Source organism: Paenibacillus phoenicis (assembly GCF_034718895.1).
Taxonomy (GTDB): domain Bacteria; phylum Bacillota; class Bacilli; order Paenibacillales; family Paenibacillaceae; genus Fontibacillus; species Fontibacillus phoenicis.
Map to the genome: position 1 here is coordinate 2,062,294 of NZ_JAYERP010000001.1, position 19,583 is coordinate 2,081,876.

Below are 19,583 nucleotides of genomic sequence, written 5' to 3' on the forward strand. Positions count from 1 at the left end.
CCGACATTTTGCTGCTCTCGGGTGACACGTAAATAGTAATTCGCTAAAACTATACATTCTCCTGCAAACGAATCAAAAGTTTTGACAAAGCGTCCGTAAACCGCTCACGGTCCTCGATGGTAAAAGGCTTGGGGCCCTTGGCGCGGTGCCCTGCCCGCCTTGCTTTCGCATGGTGATGACGGCGTTCGAGCAAATAGTCGATATTTCCCGGATGGTAGATATCGCCGCGCGGAGATATCCCGTGACAATCTCTCGCAATGATCAATGCCGCCAGCCCGTAGTCCTGGGTCACAACGATATCGCCCTTCTCTACATGAGCGGCGATATACATATCCGCGCTTTGTCCGCTGCGATCAACCTGGACAACCGTCACTCCCGGCTCCGGCTGCAGAACATGATCATATGAGGCCACCATGATCACAGGTACACCAAATCTGCCGGCCGTTTCGACAATTTCAGCCTTGACCGGACAGGAATCCCCATCGACGACGATCCGCATCCACCACGCCTCCATGTATTACAATATAACCTCGAAATGCCTGAATCTAAACAAGACCGTGCCGAAACTCATCGATATGTGCCGAATAGCGATGGATGGCTGACGGCAAGCCCTTCGCTTGCCGTCAGCCACACTTTTGCTTCATTGCCTTCGATTATGCCCAAACCAGTTTGCCGAAATCGGCAAAGGCTTTGAGATCTTCATCAATAGCCGCCAGCAATGCCAACCGGTTCGTCCGGATCGCATCGTCCTCGGCCATAACCATGACGGCATCAAAGAAAACCGTAATCGCATCTTTTAACCCGCCGATCAGCTCCAGCGCACCAACCGCGTCGCGGGAAGCCAGCGTTTCCCGGTATTTATCCGAGATCGAACGCCATGCCTCATACAGCGCTTGCTCCGCCGGTTCGCTTAGCAGATCGGAGCGAACCTTCTCTCCGGTGGCTTTGGCCGCCAGGTTGCTGACCCGTCCAAACGATTCAACAGTTGCTTTGAACTCTTCCTTCGTATCCACCGCTTCCATTAACGCCTTGCCGCGAGCTACCGTGGAGACGACATCATCATAACCTGCCGACAGAACGGCATCCACGACGTCGTAGCGTAGGTTTTCGTCCGAAAGCGTCTTTCTGACACGCAAGCCAAAGAAATCCATCAGATCCTTCATGATTTCATCTTCGCTGCGTTTCAGCCCGCGGAATTGCTGATGCGTTTCCAGCGCCAGCTTGAAAATGTCAGTGAGCGAAACAGACAGCTTATGCTCCACAATGATCTGCACGATGCCGGCAGCCTGACGGCGCAGCCCGTACGGATCCTGAGAGCCGGTTGGAATGATCCCAATCGAGAAGCATCCAACAATCGTGTCGATTTTGTCAGCGATGCTGACGATCGAGCCAACGGTCGAAGCGGGTACGGCATCATCGGCAAATCGCGGCTGGTAATGCTCAAAGATCCCTTTCGCCACCACTTCCGGTTCGCCGGCTTTACGGGCATAATCTTCACCCATAACCCCTTGCAATTCAGGGAACTCGTAAACCATCTGGGTAACCAGGTCAAACTTACAAATTTCAGCCGTACGCGCAGCAGCTTCGGCCGTTCCGGTATCCGTCCTCAGCATCGCCGACAGCTTCTCCGTATTGCGACGGATGCGGCGCACTTTGTCCCCGATCGTGCCAAGCTCCTCATGGAACACGATGCTCTCCAGTTTAGACAACGCGTCCTTGATCGCCAGCTTCTGGTCTTCCTCATAGAAAAATTTCGCGTCGGACAAGCGGGCACGAAGCACCTTCTCGTTACCGCGGGCAATCACGTCCAGCGACGTGTTGTTCCCGTTACGCACTGTGACGAAGTAAGGAAGCAGGTTGCCTTGCGCATTCAGCACCGGGAAGTAGCGCTGATGCTCACGCATCGAGGTAATAAGCACTTCCTGCGGAATGTTCAGGAACGACTCCTCAAACGTACCATACAGCACCGTTGGCGTCTCGACCAAGAACAATACTTCCTCCAGCAAATCTTCCTTCACGGCGATATGCCAGCCTTTTTCTTTGGCCAAGGCTTCGATTTGGTTCTGAATCAAGGCTTGACGTTCATTGACGTCCGCGATCACGTGCTGGCTGCGCAGCGTTTCCACATAGGCTGCAGGCTCTTCGATCACCGTTTCCGTTCCAAGGAACCGGTGTCCCCGCGTAACATTGCCGGACTTCACCCCGGCGATTTCCAGCTCGATAACGTCTTTGCCGAACAACGCAACCAGCCAGCGAATCGGGCGAACGAACTTAAAGTCGTAATTCCCCCAACGCATGTTCTTCGGAAAATTCATCGCCTGCAAAATGCCCAGCAATCCCTCGGCAAGAAGACTGGACGTCTCTACGCCCATCCGGCTTTTGCTGACATAAACATACTCCGTGCCGCCAACCTCACGGAACGTAAACTGTTCCGGGCTGGCACCCTGGCTGCGGGCAAAGCCAAGCGCCGCTTTACTCCACTGTCCGTTTTCATCCAGGGCGATTTTACGCGAAGGCCCTTTAACCTCCTCATGCACGTCCTCTTGCTTCTCTGCCACGTCTTTGACGAGAACGGCCAATCGGCGAGGGGTCGCATAAGCTTCGACTGCTCCGTGCTGTATGACCGATTCCTCCAGCCATTTCACCGTCCGCTCCTTTAATTGCTCCATCGCAGCGCGGATAAACCGGGCCGGCATTTCTTCAAGTCCAATTTCAAACAGCAGGTCCTTAGCCACGTGCAGCACCCCCTTTCTGAAGCATTGGGAATCCAAGCTTCTCGCGTTCCTCCAAGTAAGTTGCGGCAACCTGACGGGCCAAATTCCGCACCCGCGTAATATACCCTGTCCGTTCGGTGACGCTGATCGCGCCGCGGGCATCCAGCAGGTTAAACGTATGCGAGCATTTCAACACATAATCGTAAGCCGGGTACACCAAATGCTGCTCCATCGCTTTGTTAGCTTCTTGCTCGTACATATTAAACAGCGTAAACAGCATTTTCACGTCAGAGATTTCAAACGTGTATTTGGAATGCTCATATTCGGCCTGATGGAAAACATCACCGTAAGTCGTGCCATCCACCCATTCGAGCTCAAACACGTTCTCCTTGTCTTGAATGTAGGAGGCCAGACGCTCCATCCCATAAGTGATTTCTACGGCTACCGGATTCGTTTCGATCCCGCCGACTTGCTGGAAGTAAGTAAACTGCGTGACTTCCATGCCGTCTAGCCAAACTTCCCAGCCGAGGCCCCATGCGCCCAAGCCCGGATGCTCCCAGTTGTCTTCGACAAACCGGATGTCATGCTCCAGCGGATTGATGCCCAGCCGTTTCAAACTTTCCAAGTAAATCTCCTGGATATTATCCGGCGATGGCTTCATGATCACCTGGAACTGATGGTGCTGGTACAGCCGGTTCGGGTTCTCCCCGTAACGCCCGTCCGCTGGACGCCGGGAAGGCTCCACGTAAGCCACATTCCACGGCTCAGGGCCAATCGAACGCAGGAACGTCATCGGGTTCAGCGTACCGGCCCCTTTTTCCACGTCATACGGCTGCACGACGATGCAATTCTGTTCTGCCCAGAACTGCTGCAGCGTCAAAATCATTTGTTGAAAGTTGATACTCATGGCGAACCTCATCTCCTAACCTTCAGGTTTGTTCAGCAAGCATGGGCTAGAAGGGAGAAATAAAAAGCCCCCGCCTCTACGCCTGCTGTCAGACGTAGGGACGAGAGCTGTAAGAGGCCATTTCCTCATACGTATAAGTTCCCGCGGTTCCACCCTACTTGATTTGCCGCGGCCTCCTATCGGTGACCATTGCCGGCAAATCCGCTTTTCACGATCGGTTTGTGCTCCCGGGCTGCCGCTTCACAAGACCGCCTATCCGGGCTCCCACCCTCCCCGGTCGCTTGTTCCTCTCCTGATCCACCAACATCGACTCAGAAAAAGGAGTTCATAGACTTCTTCTTGTTACTCTTCCCGTTCAACGCACAAGTCTCCCTCTTGAAAATGACACTTCGAGGGAGAAATTCTTTTATATATTAACTAATTTTATCGCGTTCGTCAAATTTCATACTTGTCCAGTTGATCGAGAAAATGGCGTGATTTCAGCTTCATCCCAAGCTGCATATCCATGAAGGCGCGCATCACGGTCTTTAGCTCCCGTTTCGTCTCGTCCTTGACCTCTACGTTTCCGAGCCGGCGCAGGTCCATTTTTTCAAATAACATGAGCAATTTAAGCACTCCCGGTGTGACCTGCATCGCGGCCGGATCTTGGTGACGGCAGGATCGGCAGAGCCTCCCGCCTAGCCGCGGGCTGACATACGGTGAATCGTCAACTCGCCCGCAGGAAACGCAGCTTTCAAACGAAGGACCGTAGCCTGCAGCCTGCAAGATTTTCATTTCGAACAGGTGGGTGACGATCTGCGGGTCCTTGCCCGACGATAAACCATCCAGGCAAGCTTTCAGTTGAGCGAACCAGAAGCTGCCCACCTCTTCATCCTGCAGCGTCTTGTCCAACAGCTCGCAGGCATACGAAGCGTAAGCCGCGAGAAATAGGTCCTCACGCAAAGAAAAGTGAGACTCAATCATCTCACCCTGGTTTAAGGTGCCCAAACCGCCGTTTTGGCGGAAGAACACATATTCTCCATGTGTAAAAGGCTGAGTCAGGGCCCCGTGGCGGCTCTTCACCTTCTTGGCGCCGCGCACCAGTACCCCGATTTTGCCGCTCGTTTCGGTACATAATGTAATAATTTTATTGCCTTCCCCATAATCCATGCTGCGGATGACGATTCCTTCCACCCTGTAGAGCATTTCGTTTCCCCCAAACTCGCCTCTCCCGCCAGATTCGTACTACTCGGCTTCTGCCTCTAGAATCAGCTCTTCGGCAGCCGCAGCCTCCTCCTCATACTCGCTGCTGGCTTCTTTATAAAGCAAGTAAGCATCGACATCTCCAGTCATCGCAAAATACTTCCACGAAAAATCTCGCATTCGTATTCACCCTTTCTTCGGAAATGACGCCTGCATCTACAAAGAATAGGATGTGCGCATGAACGGGATCTATGCGTTGCAATAACTCCCAGTATAAAGCTAGAACTAAACGTTACGCCTTAAGCGTCCTTATGGAACCCGAGGTCCTTCAAGATCCGTTCTTGGTTACGCCAGTCTTTCTTCACCTTCACCCATAACTCAAGAAAAATCTTCGATCCAAGCAGGTTCTCGATATCTTGCCGGGCCAGCTTACCTACTTCCTTCAGCAGCGCCCCCTGCTTGCCGATAATGATCCCCTTCTGGGAATCACGCTCGACGAAAATGACCGCGGAAATGTACACCACGCCGTTCTCCTGCACGCGCATATCTTCAATCGTGACAGCGATCGAGTGCGGCACTTCCTCGCGGGTGAGATGCAAGATTTTCTCACGGATCAGCTCGGCGCAGACAAATTGCTCCGGATGGTCCGTGACCTGATCCTCCGGATAATACTGCGGTCCTTCCGGCAGGTATTTGCCGATCTGCTCCAGCAGCCGGTTTACGTTGTTCCCCAGCATTGCGGAAATCGGCACGATTTCGCTGAATGGATAAAGCTTGCTGTACTCTTCAATCAACGGCAGCAGCTGCTCCGGCTCAACGCGGTCGATTTTGTTCAGCACCAGAATGACCGGCGTCCGTACATCCTTTAGCCGTTCGATGATAAAGCGGTCGCCGCCGCCCAATCCTTCCGCGGCATCAACGAGGAACAACACGGCCTCGACTTCGCCAAGCGTGTTGAGCGCCGTCGTATTCATATAGTCGCCAAGCTTGGATTGGCGTTTATGAATCCCCGGCGTATCCAGAAATACGATCTGCATCTCTTCCGAGGTATAGACGCCGTGGATTTTATTCCGCGTCGTTTGCGGTTTATCGGACATAATGGCGATCTTTTGCCCGATGATATGGTTCATCAGCGTGGATTTACCCACGTTTGGGCGTCCCACAATCGCCACAAAACCGGATTTGAATTTTGCTTTTGCCATATATTGAGTTCCTTTCGTGTGACCTGATCCGTTTTTCTGACGGGATCGGTCTGTGTTGGTTCTGTGAGTTCGTGTTGTGTGAGAATCTGTGGTGGTTCGCTTTGGTTTCGCGGTGTGCTGTGTCCCCTAGCGTTTGGTTCGGTTCATCGACCGTTTGGTCCGCGTTCCCGGTCCGTGTCTCCAACCGTTCGTAACGGAACGTAATGACCTTATTTGCCCATTTCCCGGCGATTTCCCGCTTTAACGGAACTCAGAGCCCTTATCGGCACTCACGACGTCCATTTTCCGTGAAAAGTCCGAAATAACGTCTCCTGGTTCCGTTAGAATTCCAAATCGCCTCTATACAGCAAAATAACGTCTCTCAGTTCCATTAGAGATACTGCAAGGAGCGTTCGATCGCGGTTGGAGTAACGTCAGGATCGGAAAGCCCAGCTGAATCCAAGATTCGACGTCGAATCCGCATCAGCGCGCCGCTTCGTGATCCGAAGCCGCCTTTTTGAACTACTTCTGCTCCTCCAGATGGGAGGGGCCGAAGGCGTAGGGGAGCAACTCCCGTACCGTCGTCTGACGGATGTCGCCCTTCAGATTGCCCAGGATGACAGGCATGTCCGGCCCGCACAGTTCCAGCAGCACCTGGCGGCAGACCCCGCAAGGCGCAACCGGTTCCTCTGTGTCGGCAACCACGGCGATAGCTTGGAACGTCCCGGGTCGATGCCCATCGGCAATCGCCCGAAACATCGCGGTACGCTCCGCGCAGTTCCCAGGGGAGTAAGCCGCATTCTCGACATTGCAACCGTGGTGAACCTGTCCTTTGCTATCGAGCAGAGCTGCCCCAACGCCGAATCCCGAATACGGAATATAAGCCGCTTTGCGGGCTTCGATCGCTTCTTTCATCAATTGACCGTAATCCATAACCATATCATCTCCTTCAACCAAAGCAAAAATAAGTTACGGGCTCCAATCTTACAGCAGCCCCAGACAACGCATCAATGGCTCGTAAAAAATCAATATCCCGATCACTAAGGCAAAAACCGCAGCGACCAGTACAGCCCCGGCTGCAGCATCCTTGGCGATCTTGCCAAGACGATGCCACTCAGGGGCTGCGAGATCTACAACGGCTTCAATCGCCGTATTCACGAGCTCAAGAGAAATAACCAAGGCGATGACGAGCAGCAATAAGGCCACGTCTCTCGCGGGAAGGGATAACGCAATCGCCGCGGCAATCACAATGACCGCCGCGACGCAATGGAACCGCACATGACGCTGAGTCCTTAGCGAAGTAGCGATTCCCTCCAACGCGTATCGAAAAGATGAACTCCAGCGGCGCGACGGCTTCATTAGCGAACAAGCCCCATCTCGGCGAGCGCCGCTTCTTGTTTGCCCATCATTTCCGCTTCGCTAACCGCGTCTTGATGATCGTAACCTAGCAGGTGCAGGAACCCGTGCACAAACAGAAATCCGATTTCCCGCTCCAGCGAATGACCGTACTCCTCACTTTGCGCTTTGGCCCGTTCCACGGAGATGATGATATCTCCAAGCATTTCGGTCATATCGTCCAGCTCTTCGTCTTCTTCCAGCTCATAGACGATTTCCGGCTCTTCCTCCAGCGATTCGTTCATCGCAAACGACAACACATCGGTCGGCCGGTCGATGCCGCGATAATCGCGGTTTAATTCGTGGATCGCCTCATCGTCCACGAACGTGAGCGCCACTTCGCCTTCCGTGATACCTTCCGCTTGTCCAGCGATCTGCAGCACCCGCTCCAAGAGATCGATCAGCTCCTGACTGATCTCCATTTTATCCTGCTCATTGCTCCAAGCCAGCTGTAGGCCCATTTACGTTTTGCCCCCTGTCCTTCTCCTCGTTCTCTTTACTCTTCTTGACTTCCTCCGGATATTCAATCCGCGAATGGAAGATGCCCATTACCGTTTCCTTCAGCGTTTGGGCGATGATATCGAGCTCCCGCATCGTCAGATCACATTCGTTAAACTGGTGATCATCCAAGCGGCTCTTAATAATTTTCTCGATCATGGACTCAACCTGCTCCACCGTTGGTTTGCGCAGGGAGCGTACGGCCGCCTCAACACTGTCGGCAATCCCGACCACAGCGGCCTCCTTCGATTGAGCCTTAGGCCCCGGATAGCGGAAATCATCCTCCGTGAAATCCGGTTCAACGCCTTGTTCCTCCGCCAATCGCAGCGCCTTGTGGTAGAAATAATGCAAAAACGTCGTTCCATGATGCTGCTCGGCAATATCCCGGATCGGCTTCGGCAGCTTATATTCCTTTTGCATCTCCACCCCATCCCGGGCATGGGCGATAATAATCGATTTGCTTAACTTCGGATCGATAAAGTCGTGTGGATTTTCCATGTTGTTCTGATTTTCGATAAAATAGCTCGGCCGCTTCGTCTTCCCGATATCGTGATAATACGAACCGACGCGGCACAGCAGTCCGTTGGCACCAATCGCTTCGGCTGCCGCCTCCGACAGATTGCCCACCATTACACTGTGATGGTAAGTCCCCGGCGTTTCCGTCAACAGCTTGCGCAGCAGCGGGTGGTTGGGGTTCGACAGCTCCACCAGCTTAAGCGCCGAGAGGATGCCGAAGGTGACCTCGAAGAACGGCATCAAGCCGATGACCAAAATCGTTGTCAACAATCCCCCAGCAACGGAAAATCCAAGCGCATATAACGTGCTGGTTTGCGTCCAGTCCTGATTATCAATCAGCTGCAGGGCAAAGATCGACAGCGCGCCAAACAAGCAGATCATAATCCCCGCCTTGAGCAGTGTAGAGCGCTGGCTGGCCCGGTGAATCGCGAAAATCGCAGCAAACGAAGTCACCAAAGCGAAGAACCCAAACTGAAAATCAAACATTTCGCTTTGCCGCTGATTTAAAATGATGCTAGCCAGAACGCTAAACAAAAAGGAGCAGAGATAAGCGAGCGGCAAATCCAGTAACAGCGTAATCAGCATCGCACCGGTGGCAATCGGGGCTAAATACCCGATAAAAGCCTGCTGTTCACTCTGCAGAATGTTGATGACATGCATCGAAGCAATCGTGATAAAAATAATTAGCAGCAGCATAACGAACTGCGCGTTGTTGTATTTGAACCGGCTGGCGCCTTCCGATTGACGAATAAACATAATCAGCCCGGTCGCCATCAGCAAAGACAGCAAAACGAGCCCCAGTTGCGGTGAATAATCGACCTCATCCTTGAGAAGGCCGTTCTTCTCCAGCAGGGTGTACATTTCCTGGGTAATTCTTTCGCCCTTATGGACGAGCACATCCCCTTGCTTAATATATACCGTAGGCGTATTCTCGCGCGCTTCCACCTTCGCCGCCTTCGTTGCTTCTTCATCATAAAACTTATTAGCGGTGATGGACAGACGGGCAAGCTCCTGCACAACCTCGCGTGCAGTCCTTTTGCTTAGCGAGCTTGTGCTGACCATTTCCGCGACTTTTGCCCGTGCGGTTTGCGCTTCAACGATCGGATCCGCCGTCAGCCGGGCCACAATATCCGCAGCAACCGGCTTCATCGCATTGATATCCTCTGCCGTTAAGCGAGGGATCTTGATAAACGTCTCTTCCGAAATGTGATATTGCTGTTCATCAATGCGCTGGGTCACTTCCTCAAACAAGGTCGCCGAATAAACGCTGGAATTCCGATTGTTCATGATGAAGTTCTGCACATAATCCTTAACGCGCTGCGGCAGCTCCTCGCGATAGATCTTAATCTTATCTTCTTCCGAAACCTGGTCGTCCTGGTTCAAGCGGAAGATCCGGTCAAGCATTTGCGCGACTAATGTTTCGTTGCGGAGCGGCAGGATGGTGTAGACCTGTCCCACCTTCTCGGCAGCCTCCTCCTGCGCTTTCAGCGTCGCCTTGGTATCGGGAATGTCCATCGGCGCCAAGATTTCCTTCTCGCTCGGCAAACCTACCGCAATGTCATACGTTTCGGGCAACAATTTGGGCGCCAAGCTGACGTAGAACATAACGACAAGCAGCGCGAACAGAACATAACGCACGCTGGTGCTATGCTTCCATCCTGCAAATCTGAATTGTAACGCGCTTTTCTTTTGCTGATCGTCATTTGTCATATTAGACAGCCCTCCTGAACATGGTAAACCCTAACAACGTCTGGGAAGCTTACCCTTGGTTTTCGGCAGCGCGGTCGTACGCCATAATAATCTTCTGGACCAGCGAATGACGAACGACGTCGGACTCGGCAAATTGGACGAATCCGATCTCTTCGATTCCGCTCAAAATCGCCTTCGCTTCGACCAAACCGGATTTCTTCCCTTTGGGAAGGTCGATTTGCGTCACGTCCCCGGTAATTACCATTTTAGAACCAAAGCCTAGCCGAGTCAGGAACATCTTCATTTGCTCCGGCGTCGTATTTTGGGCTTCGTCCAAAATAATAAAGGAATCATCCAGCGTCCGGCCCCGCATATAGGCAAGCGGCGCGATCTCGATTAACCCGCGCTCCAGCGCCTTAGCGGTCTGCTCCGGTCCCATAACATCGTACAATGCATCATACAGGGGACGCAGATAAGGATCCACCTTCTCCTGGAGATCCCCAGGCAAGAATCCCAGGCTTTCCCCTGCTTCGACCGCCGGACGAGTCAAAATAATCCGTTTGACCGAGCCTTCCTTGAGCGCGCTAATCGCGAGGACAACGGCCAAATACGTTTTGCCTGTCCCGGCAGGGCCGACGCCAAAGACGACGTCCCGTTTCTTAATCGTCGTAACGTAGTGCTTCTGCCCGATCGTCTTCACCCGAATCGGCTTGCCGCGATAAGTAATGGCAATTTCACCTTTATATAAATCAAGCAGCTGATCCGCGCGGAAATCCTTAGCCAAATCGACGGCATATAACACGTCCCGTTCGGTCAAGATATATCCGTTCCGAATCAGTTCTAGCAAAACTTCAAACAACTGCTCTACCTTCTCCGCCTCACGTTGTTCCCCGCGGATGGTAATTTCCGATTCTCGCAAAACAATGCTTGCTGGTAAATGCTGTTCAATTAATTTCAGGAACGAATCCTGAGGGCCAAACAAAGAGAGTCCTTCAGCCGCACTGTGAAGCGGTAATTTGATGTTCACCAGTTGTTCCGACAAATAGCCTCATTCTCCTTGATCTTGTACTATCGGCACTTCTTCCGAAATGTTCTGTTCTACTTCGAAATGCACTTTTATATAAACTTTACCATTGTCCGCCTTCTCATGCAAAATTTTTTGATCCAGAATGACGCTATCCGTGCCGTATTTCGCCAGAATATCGCGCTTCGCTCGCTCAATTCCCTCCTGTTTTGCTTGTTCCTCCGTCCGTTTCAGCTCAAGCTCCGTCGTTTCCATCACCTTCTCGGTCATCCAGCCAATCGGGAGCTTCCAACCGCGCCATGTCAACGGATCCTGATCGGTCATCGTCTCTGATTGTGCATAAGTCACTTTGCCATAACCGGTTAACTGAATCGCAGTATTGCCAAAATATAAATACCCCCGTTGCTTGCGCTCTCCCGTGTAAACCTTCTGCTTATATACCAGCGGTACCTGGATGTTATACTCGTGCCAGACAATACCGCGGATCTTCGCCACGGGCACGACCAGCTTGCCGCCTTGGAATCCCGACACCAGCACTTGTCCTTTCTTCACCCGATCGTTTTTCCTGACCTCCGGCTGACCTTTTTCCACATAAATATGTGTGATCACCGCGTCATGCTTGCTGATCAAATGGCTTGGGCTGACCAGTTTCTGGTCCTTTGGTTTGGTCGCCTCCACCACTTGGATCGTGATTTTTGTCCCCGTACGGGTAACCCCAACCCAGGACGTGCCCGGCAGCTTGCGGGTGAGTTCGGCAGACAGCTTGTCCTGCTCAGGCAAACGAAAAATCCATTGAAACGGATAAATGCCCTCTTGTCTAGCCGCTTGAAGAATATCTTGGGAGGCAATCTCCTTGTTCCCTACTACCTCGACATCCCAGACCAGCGAAGATAAGCAAAAAATCGCCGCAACAAATAAAGCGAATCCGGCGATAAACCCCTTCCTCTTCCATACGCGGCCTAACACAAACGGGAGCCCGGAGCGTCCCTGAACCGACATTCGGCAGCCTGTCCGTTTCAAGAGCGGCCGCAGCCGAAAGAAGTCGGGCAGCGCGATCTTCATGTTCATTTGCCCTCCGGGCAAGGGTTGGACATCCCAAATGTCGATGCCCTGGTGAGATATCTCATTCACAAGCTGTTCGATCGATCCTCCGCGGACCGTGATGGTAACGATGCCTCTCAGCTGGTTTAAGGCCGGTGATTTCACGCTTCATTCCCCCGTTCCACGATATTTAATGCCGAAGATCCGCCCTTCCACGACCACTTCTTCGGGCATGATGGCTTTAATAACCAAGCCGCTTCCCTCGACTTCCAGCGTTCCTTCACTCAGCGCCAAATGCAGCGCTTCGGGAGAGAAGTGGACCACGCCCCGATGATTTTCTATATACAGCTGCTGACCTCCAATTAAGGTGAGCCTCGGCAAATCGAATACAAGGTCACTGGGCAGGTCGAGCGCATCGACCGTCCATTTGCGAATTTTGCGGACAAACCGGCTCATATGAGACAATCCTCCTTCCCCTACTGTACAAATTATGCGGCCCTGCTTGGATTTATGAGAATGGAAAAGGAGAAGTAAAAGCCAAGGTTGCTTAGGCCGGCAACCTTGGCTTTCATGGGGGGGATATATAATCGGATAGGAGGCTACCCATGAATTGAGTAGCCGACCTTCCACACCGTACGTACCGTTCGGCATACGGCGGTTCAACCGCTTGACACGTTTGTCCTGGGTTTGCTTATCGCCCATGCCGGGCGCACATGAAAAAACACCTTCTACGAATACATCGTAAAAGGTGTTTGTCTCTCGAAGTTATGGCAAAAGCTGTTGAACCGTCTGGTTTACGAGCTTACCGTCTGCCCGGCCTTTTACCTTGGGCATCAGTGCACTCATCACTTTCCCGAGATCGGCTTTCGAAGAAGCACCGGTTTCCTGGATGGTCTGCTGTACAATGACTTTAATTTCTTCTTCGCTTAGCTGTTCGGGAAGGTACTCAGCAAGGATCTCCGCTTCCGCTTTCACTTGCTCGGCAAGATCGTCACGACCCGCTTTCTCAAATTCTTGGAGGGCATCTTTGCGCTGTTTGATTTCACGACTTAGGATATCAAGCACTTCATTATCGTTCAAAGTTCTTTTCAAATCTATCTCAAGATTCTTGATCGTAGCACGAACCATTCGAATGGTGGAGAGCTTGAACTTGTCTTGACTCTTCATCGCTTGCTTCATATCTTCGTTCAATCGCTCGCTAAGATTCATCGCTGATTAAATCCTCCTAAAACTTTCTCTTACGAGCAGCCTCGGACTTTTTCTTGCGCTTTACGCTTGGCTTTTCATAATGCTTACGTTTCTTCACCTCAGCCAATACTCCATCTTTCGCGATGGAACGTTTAAAGCGACGAAGTGCAGCATCAATTGTCTCGTTTTTGCGAACTTTAGTTTCAGACACCAGTTTTCCCTCCCTCCGACCAGACCGTCCAAGAGCATAACACGGTTCATCAAACTTCATTATAGGGGAAAGAGAAATAGGGTGTCAACCTGAGCACCGGCTTTTTTCTCTTCCAAATTCTAAAAGGAGTTTTAGAGCGCGTGAGAGCTAGAGGATTGCACCAACGCGCCCAGCTTGGCGCCTCCAATCAGATGGTAATGCAGATGCGCGACCGCTTGTCCGCTGTCGGGTCCGCAGTTGTTGATCAGCCGGTACCCGCTCTCTGCAACGCCTAGCTTCTTCGCGGTTTCTTGCGCAACACGGTGCATCTCGCCGATCAGAGCAAAATCTTCGGGAGCCACGTCATTCATGGAAGCGATATGCTTCTTAGGAATGATCAGCACATGTACCGGTGCAGCGGGTTGAATATCGTGGAAAACAAGAACGCGATCATCCTCATACACCTTGTTCGACGGGATCGTCCCCTCGACGATTTTACAAAACAAACAGTTGTCCATCGGAAAGCCTCCTAAACAGATTCTGTGATAGGTTTCATTTTACCGAAAATAGGCAAAAAAAAGAAGCACCCTGCCGCCTCACAGAATGAGTTGGCTTTACGCACGGACGTATTGGACGGAAAAAGCAACGACTCTTTCTGTCACCAATACGTCCGGCGGGGTGCTTGCAAATAGGATGTCGGCTAACTGTAGTATAACAGCAGGTTGATACTGTTACTGTGATGTACATCACCGGCGAATGAATATTTTAAATGAAATTACGCGTATCGTTGTTCCGTGCGATCTTATAGGCTGCCAGCAGGAAGAAAACCAGGGCAAACGCGGCAAGTACGGACAGGTTAAACCAGATTTGAGCAAAGCCTACGCCTTGCTGCAGCGTTTCAATCGACTGCAACACCCAGTGCTGCGGCATGAACTCGGAGATCCGCCGCACCGCTTCCGGCATGATCTCGCTTGGGAAGAAGCAGCCCGCGAGCAAGCAGGACGGCGTCACGATAATATTTTGCAGAGCGCTGGAGATGCCGCTGTTCTTAGAGAACACGACGATCACGAGCGACAGGCCGATCGATACGAGCGCAAACAGCATCAGAAGCAGCGCCATCCGCCCAAACGGAATCCCAGTATCGATGTGGAACACGACCTCCAGGAAAAACAGGGTGACCACAATCTGTACCGCCATCACCACGAAATTGACGATCAAGTTAGAAATCACAAAATGCTTGGCGTTGATCGGAGAGGAAATCACACGGAAGAAGGTGCGGTCCTCCCGGCTTTTCAGAATCAACTCCGACAAATTCACGGCTGACATCATCATCAGCATAACCAGGAAGCCAATCGTTTGATACGTCATCGCATGCTTTTGCTCTACAGAGCTGTCAGCCGACTGGACGGTGAACGTAATCCCGGAGTGCTGATAATCTTCGTAAAGCTTGGCAAACTTCGCTTCGTCTCCCTGAGCAACCCGGGTAAGGGCAGCCAGATTACCGGTGTAATTGTAGAGCATCGCTTTCATGTAGGCGGTGACCTGAGCGCCTTTGACCGATTGAATTCCGATATGGTCGGGCTCCCCGGCAAGGATGCTTTGCGAATAGCCGGCCCCCAGCACCAGACCGCTGTCCAGCTTCCCGGCTGCCAGTTGTTCGCGAAGCCCTTGCTCCGTTACTTCCGTCAACTGAATCTGATCCAGCCCTTCCAGAAACCGGATCGTATCCACCGCGATCGGTTCATTCCCGTCATGATTCACAACGCCGACCCGCAGTCCGGCACTTTCGCTGTTGCCATAAATCATGAGCGATAATAAGACTCCAGCCAGCGGCAGGGCTACATATAGAATGAGATTACTGCGTTTACGAAACGTCTTCCGCAAAGTTTGGGAAGTCAACCACCAAATGTCCTTGAGCATGTTACAGACCCTCCTTGCGCCGCATCATCCAGGCTGCCGCTGCCAACAGAACGACGCCTAAACTTAAATTTAAAGCTACAACCGGCCACATCGCCGAAACTTGATTGTTATAAATGATTTGCGTAATCGCTACGTTCGCCCATCGAACCGGTGACAATTTGGCAGCCGCCCCCATCGGGCCGAGTTCTCCCATAGGAAAGTACGCTCCGCCTAAGAACGCTGCGACTTGAGTAAAAATCAAGATCACTCCTTGCGTTGCCGCCTCTTTCAGCACATAGCTTACTGCGAGCCCCAGACTGACGGCCATGATCACTTCCGAGCCTAACACGGCCAGCACCGCACCCGGATGCTCTCCCCAATAAGCCTTAAAGACATATTTACTAAAGAGAATCAGGAGGATCACGCACAGCAGGTTAATGACCACGTTGCCGAGTACCTTGCCGGCAAAAATCTCGCCTTTGGCAATCGGAGACGCCGCAAGCCGGATGCTGGTCCCCTGCCGAATCTCCCCGGTGATCAGCCGGCTGGCGGACAGCGAGCCCCACAAAGCGATCATGGTGGTCATCGCCAGCGCGTAATAATCAAGCGATCCGGGCTGACGGTCGGCTGCAATCGAGGTTTCTTTGATGTAATCCCGGTTATTCACCGCTCCCGCCGCCATCGCTCCTTCCGATTGGCCAGGAGCGTTCTTCTCAATAGCCATTATCGCGTTATATTGCTGGGCAAAGGCCGTCAGCATCCCTTGCACGACATTGCCCTGAATGGCATCCCGACCGCTTAAGTAGAGCAACACGCCTTGGCCGTTCAGTTCTACGTATTCATCGTAATGGTCGGCTTCGACCTCTTTCCGGGCATCTGCCCCCGGAGCCAGCGTCTCGAACGTTAGTCCCATACCGGCCGTTTCTTGAGCAAAAGCCTTGAAGGCTTGTGTTAAAGCCGGATTGTCACCGTTATCCTTCACCAACACGCGAATATCCCCTACCTGGGCGGTGCTGTCAAAAGCGTTCGACAGGGCTGTACCCAGAATTAACATCAGCACAATCGGAAAAGCGAGCATAAACACCAGCGTCCAACGGTTGCGCGCCTCCTGCTTAAGCTCCTTAAGTGCAATCGATAATGTATTCATTCCTCAGATCTCCTCCCAAAGCGATCGGTTTGCGACCGCTGCTCTAGTCCCGCAAGTTGCGTCCGGTCAGCGTCAAGAACACCGTTTCCAGATTTGGCTCCTGCTCCTCAACGGAACGAATGACAGCCCCGCCGTCGATTAACTGCTTCAGGATGCCGCTAAGGTTATCCACCGACAAGTCGCTATGAATACGAATTTCGGATTCCTGTGCCGTTACTGTCCTTACCCCGGGCAACCGCCGGATCAGCCCCAGGAACGCTTCGCCATCCTGTTTCAGTTCAATGCGCACTTCCTTCACATCGGTGATCGTGGCGATCAGCTGCTCTTTGGTACCGTCCGCGATAATTTTGCCATGATCGATAATGGCGATCCGGGAGCAGATTTCTTCAACTTCCTCCATGTAATGGCTGGTATAAATGATCGTGCAGCCCATTTCGTTCAGCTTCCGGACGGAGGTGAGAATGTAGTTGCGCGACTGCGGATCAATGCCAACCGTAGGTTCGTCCATGATGATCAGCTTCGGCCGATGGGCAATGGCGCAAGCGATATTCAGCCGCCGCTTCATCCCGCCGGAGAAGTTCTTCGGAAAGCTCTTCGCCTTATCCTCCAACCCAACAAAATGAAGCGCTTCCTCAACCCGCTCCTTCAGCTCTGCTCCCCGCAAGCCGTACAATCCGGCGAAAAACTTCACATTTTCATAAGCGGTCATATCCTGGTAAATCGCCAAATCCTGCGGAACAATGCCTAGGTTCATTTTGGCAAAGCGGTTGTGCTTGCTGATGTCTTTATCCAAAATGCGGATCTCCCCGCTCGTCGGACGCAGCAGCGAAGCGGCCAGATTGATCGTTGTGCTTTTGCCGGCGCCGTTGGATCCAAGAAATCCGAAGATCTCCCCTTCCCGCACGGATAAGGACATATTGTCAACTGCGATAAAGTCGCCGAATTTTTTCGTGAGTCCGCGAATCTCTAAAACGTTCATTGCAACCTCTCCATTCTGCTTCGTTCTTGACCTTATTGTAGAAAAAAAGGATGCCCTTATGTCAGTGCATAAGTTCATCCTTTGCGCATGAGAAAATTCATATTGTCTTAGGGGCGGACCCATGCCAATGAAGTTCTTCATGATTCGGGAGGTGCGTAGGGAATTAAGGTGGTCACCTTGAATCCCTGCGTGCCGTCTGCGATCACCGTGCCGTTCACCGCAGCCGCGCGCTCTTCCATACCGATCAAGCCCATTCCTTTGACGATCTTGGCTTGCCCTCGGCCATTGTCCGTTACGACGGCTTGAATCCATTTGCCGAGAACCCGCACTTCGACCTGTACGGAGGTAGCTCCACTGTATTTGGCCGTATTGGTCAGCGCCTCCGTCACGTTGTCATAAATGATTTTCCAATAAAGCGGTGTAATCTTCTCCAGATCTCCGCTATGGACGACCAGGGTCTGCAGTCCGGAACGGTTGCCAAAGGCTTCTACGGCGCTTTTCAACCGATGGATCCCTAACTGCTCCACCGGAGGCTTCATGTTCTTCAGCGTTTGCCGGATACGTTCAATCGATTCCTGGGCAATGCCAATCGCATTCTGCAGCAGCTTCTCCGCCCCTGGCGGGTCGGTATGCAGCACACGCTTGGCGGCCTCCATCTGGATCAGCGCCCCAGTCATGGAGTGGCCAACGCCATCATGAATTTCCTGGGAGAGACGGTTTCGTTCTTCCAGCTTATACGTGTATTCCGAAGCCCGAATGAAGTCCTCATTGTCGTTCAGCCGCTTCCGCAGCTTATCCTGAGTCAAACGCAGCTTGTCGAGCTGCTCCTCCTGCCGGCTTAACCTCATCAGCAGGTGGCGGACATGATGCCTGTTAAGCAAGCTGATGATCACGATAAACGCGTATACCGCTGCCAGCGTCCCTTTCAGGAAGAGCAGCGGTACTGCAAGCAGCGCCGCAGCAACGATGAGCGTGCTCTTTCCCTTTGCCATTTCATAGGTGGTTGGCGGCAGCAGCAGCACGAACTCGGGAGAGACGTAAACCGCGCAACAGGCGCAGTAGATCAGCATCGCTCCGTACAGCGCATTTCGATACGCCAATTTGGGAAGCAGAAGCGCCGTGAGGTCCAAGGCCAAATAAAGTAAAACGATCAAGATCAGCCAGGGGGACGGGGAAGCTTCCCTCGCATAGATCAAAGCAATGGCCAGGCCCAGCACGAGCCACTTGTTGCCGATGCTCCACCGTTCCATAAGCTAGCGGACCTTCCCGGTCAAGTAATAAATGGCGATTTGCGTGCGGTGCTCCAGCCCGGTTTTGTTCAGGATCGAGGTGATGTAGTTGGCTACGGTTCCCTCTGATATAAAAATTTCCTTCGCGATTTCCTTGTTGGACAAGCCCTTGGCAATTCGGGACATGACCTCCAGCTCCCGTTCGGTGAACCGCTCCAGATCGCTTGGCGACAGGCCGGTGCCTACCGGAGTTGAAGCTGCAGCAGGAGTCACCGGCGATGCAGTCGCATTCGCTTGCGCGCTCACCGATTCCGGCGGAGGCGGCACCTCCGCTTCCTTCGAAGCTCCGCCAGAGGCAAGCGTCTGCTTGAGCTTGTCCAGCACCACGTCCTGCAAGACGTTGTGGCCGTAATACACGCTTTTGATCGCGTCGCGAATGCGTTCCGGGTCGTTATTTTTCAGCAAATATCCTTTCGCGCCAAAACGGATCGCGTCCATGACGTATTCATCGTCGTCGAAGGTGGTCAGGATCAGCGGCTTCGCCAGCCCTTCCTCCGTCAGCAGCCGGGTCGCTTCCACCCCGTTCATATTTGGCATCCGCACGTCCAGCAACGCAACGTCTACCGGGTTAGATCGGCAGTACTCGACCGCCTTTTGTCCGTCCTCCACGGTCTTCGCCACCTCGAATTCCTCAAAGCTGTTTAAAATAATTCGCATTCCCTCACGGATAAACGAGTTGTCGTCTGCGATCAGCACCCGTATCTTCATACCGCTCCTCCGTTTCGTCTCCTTACTCGGCGGCGT

Annotated in this window: 21 protein-coding genes; all 21 read right to left on the bottom strand. The window is 52.6% G+C overall.

What is annotated here, in order from left to right; all coding sequences use genetic code 11:
- Positions 1–49: 49 nt before the first annotated feature.
- Positions 50–499: a YaiI/YqxD family protein gene (locus tag U9M73_RS09780; protein WP_036645591.1), complete on the bottom strand. Its 450-nt coding sequence runs from the start codon at positions 497–499 to the stop codon at positions 50–52.
- Between the two features lie 154 nt (positions 500–653).
- Positions 654–2,735 (bottom strand): glycine--tRNA ligase subunit beta, encoded by a 2,082-nt coding sequence (glyS, locus tag U9M73_RS09785; RefSeq protein WP_260070461.1) that lies wholly within the window; start codon positions 2,733–2,735, stop codon positions 654–656.
- Entirely contained in the window at positions 2,728–3,615 is an 888-nt protein-coding gene (gene glyQ / locus U9M73_RS09790) for a glycine--tRNA ligase subunit alpha (protein WP_036645656.1), read from the bottom strand. The genes glyS and glyQ overlap by 8 nt, the downstream gene beginning before the upstream one ends.
- A 441-nt stretch (positions 3,616–4,056) precedes the next feature.
- Complete coding sequence (gene recO, locus U9M73_RS09795; RefSeq protein WP_323077001.1) at positions 4,057–4,806, bottom strand: DNA repair protein RecO; 750 nt, start codon at positions 4,804–4,806, stop codon at positions 4,057–4,059.
- A gap of 39 nt (positions 4,807–4,845) precedes the next feature.
- Positions 4,846–4,983, bottom strand: coding sequence for a YqzL family protein (locus U9M73_RS09800; RefSeq protein ID WP_323077003.1), 138 nt, complete (start codon positions 4,981–4,983; stop codon positions 4,846–4,848).
- Between the two features lie 119 nt (positions 4,984–5,102).
- Positions 5,103–6,005, bottom strand: a complete 903-nt coding sequence (gene era, locus U9M73_RS09805; RefSeq protein WP_009225553.1) for a GTPase Era — start codon at positions 6,003–6,005, stop codon at positions 5,103–5,105.
- Positions 6,006–6,506: 501 nt separating this feature from the next.
- Positions 6,507–6,917, bottom strand: coding sequence for a cytidine deaminase (gene cdd, locus U9M73_RS09810; protein ID WP_323077005.1), 411 nt, complete (start codon positions 6,915–6,917; stop codon positions 6,507–6,509).
- Positions 6,918–6,968: 51 nt separating this feature from the next.
- Positions 6,969–7,343, bottom strand: coding sequence for a diacylglycerol kinase family protein (locus U9M73_RS09815; RefSeq protein WP_323077007.1), 375 nt, complete (start codon positions 7,341–7,343; stop codon positions 6,969–6,971).
- Entirely contained in the window at positions 7,343–7,840 is a 498-nt protein-coding gene (ybeY, locus tag U9M73_RS09820) for an rRNA maturation RNase YbeY (RefSeq protein ID WP_323077008.1), read from the bottom strand. The genes U9M73_RS09815 and ybeY overlap by 1 nt, the downstream gene beginning before the upstream one ends.
- Positions 7,812–10,103, bottom strand: coding sequence for an HD family phosphohydrolase (locus tag U9M73_RS09825; RefSeq protein ID WP_009225549.1), 2,292 nt, complete (start codon positions 10,101–10,103; stop codon positions 7,812–7,814). Before U9M73_RS09825 ends, ybeY begins: the two co-directional genes overlap by 29 nt.
- Positions 10,104–10,152: 49 nt before the next feature.
- Entirely contained in the window at positions 10,153–11,124 is a 972-nt protein-coding gene (locus tag U9M73_RS09830; RefSeq protein ID WP_009225548.1) for a PhoH family protein, read from the bottom strand.
- Positions 11,125–11,130: 6 nt separating this feature from the next.
- Positions 11,131–12,312 carry a sporulation protein YqfD gene (yqfD, locus tag U9M73_RS09835; RefSeq protein WP_009225547.1) on the bottom strand — a complete coding sequence of 394 codons (1,182 nt, stop codon included), beginning with the start codon at positions 12,310–12,312 and terminating at the stop codon, positions 11,131–11,133.
- 3 nt (positions 12,313–12,315) lie between these two features.
- Positions 12,316–12,603: a sporulation protein YqfC gene (gene yqfC / locus U9M73_RS09840; RefSeq protein WP_009225546.1), complete on the bottom strand. Its 288-nt coding sequence runs from the start codon at positions 12,601–12,603 to the stop codon at positions 12,316–12,318.
- 309 nt (positions 12,604–12,912) lie between these two features.
- Positions 12,913–13,356, bottom strand: a complete 444-nt coding sequence (locus U9M73_RS09845; RefSeq protein WP_009225545.1) for a GatB/YqeY domain-containing protein — start codon at positions 13,354–13,356, stop codon at positions 12,913–12,915.
- A 16-nt stretch (positions 13,357–13,372) separates the two neighbouring features.
- Positions 13,373–13,546 carry a 30S ribosomal protein S21 gene (rpsU, locus tag U9M73_RS09850; protein ID WP_005547957.1) on the bottom strand — a complete coding sequence of 58 codons (174 nt, stop codon included), beginning with the start codon at positions 13,544–13,546 and terminating at the stop codon, positions 13,373–13,375.
- 131 nt (positions 13,547–13,677) lie between these two features.
- Positions 13,678–14,043 (bottom strand): histidine triad nucleotide-binding protein, encoded by a 366-nt coding sequence (locus U9M73_RS09855; protein ID WP_009225544.1) that lies wholly within the window; start codon positions 14,041–14,043, stop codon positions 13,678–13,680.
- A gap of 247 nt (positions 14,044–14,290) precedes the next feature.
- Positions 14,291–15,445: an ABC transporter permease gene (locus U9M73_RS09860; protein ID WP_009224098.1), complete on the bottom strand. Its 1,155-nt coding sequence runs from the start codon at positions 15,443–15,445 to the stop codon at positions 14,291–14,293.
- A 1-nt stretch (position 15,446) separates the two neighbouring features.
- Positions 15,447–16,571, bottom strand: coding sequence for an ABC transporter permease (locus tag U9M73_RS09865; protein WP_009224099.1), 1,125 nt, complete (start codon positions 16,569–16,571; stop codon positions 15,447–15,449).
- A 43-nt stretch (positions 16,572–16,614) separates the two neighbouring features.
- Positions 16,615–17,550, bottom strand: a complete 936-nt coding sequence (locus U9M73_RS09870; RefSeq protein WP_009224100.1) for an ABC transporter ATP-binding protein — start codon at positions 17,548–17,550, stop codon at positions 16,615–16,617.
- Positions 17,551–17,687: 137 nt separating this feature from the next.
- Positions 17,688–18,800 (bottom strand): sensor histidine kinase, encoded by a 1,113-nt coding sequence (locus U9M73_RS09875; RefSeq protein WP_009224101.1) that lies wholly within the window; start codon positions 18,798–18,800, stop codon positions 17,688–17,690.
- Between the two features lie 3 nt (positions 18,801–18,803).
- Positions 18,804–19,547 carry a response regulator transcription factor gene (locus U9M73_RS09880; RefSeq protein ID WP_009224102.1) on the bottom strand — a complete coding sequence of 248 codons (744 nt, stop codon included), beginning with the start codon at positions 19,545–19,547 and terminating at the stop codon, positions 18,804–18,806.
- Positions 19,548–19,583: the final 36 nt, after the last annotated feature.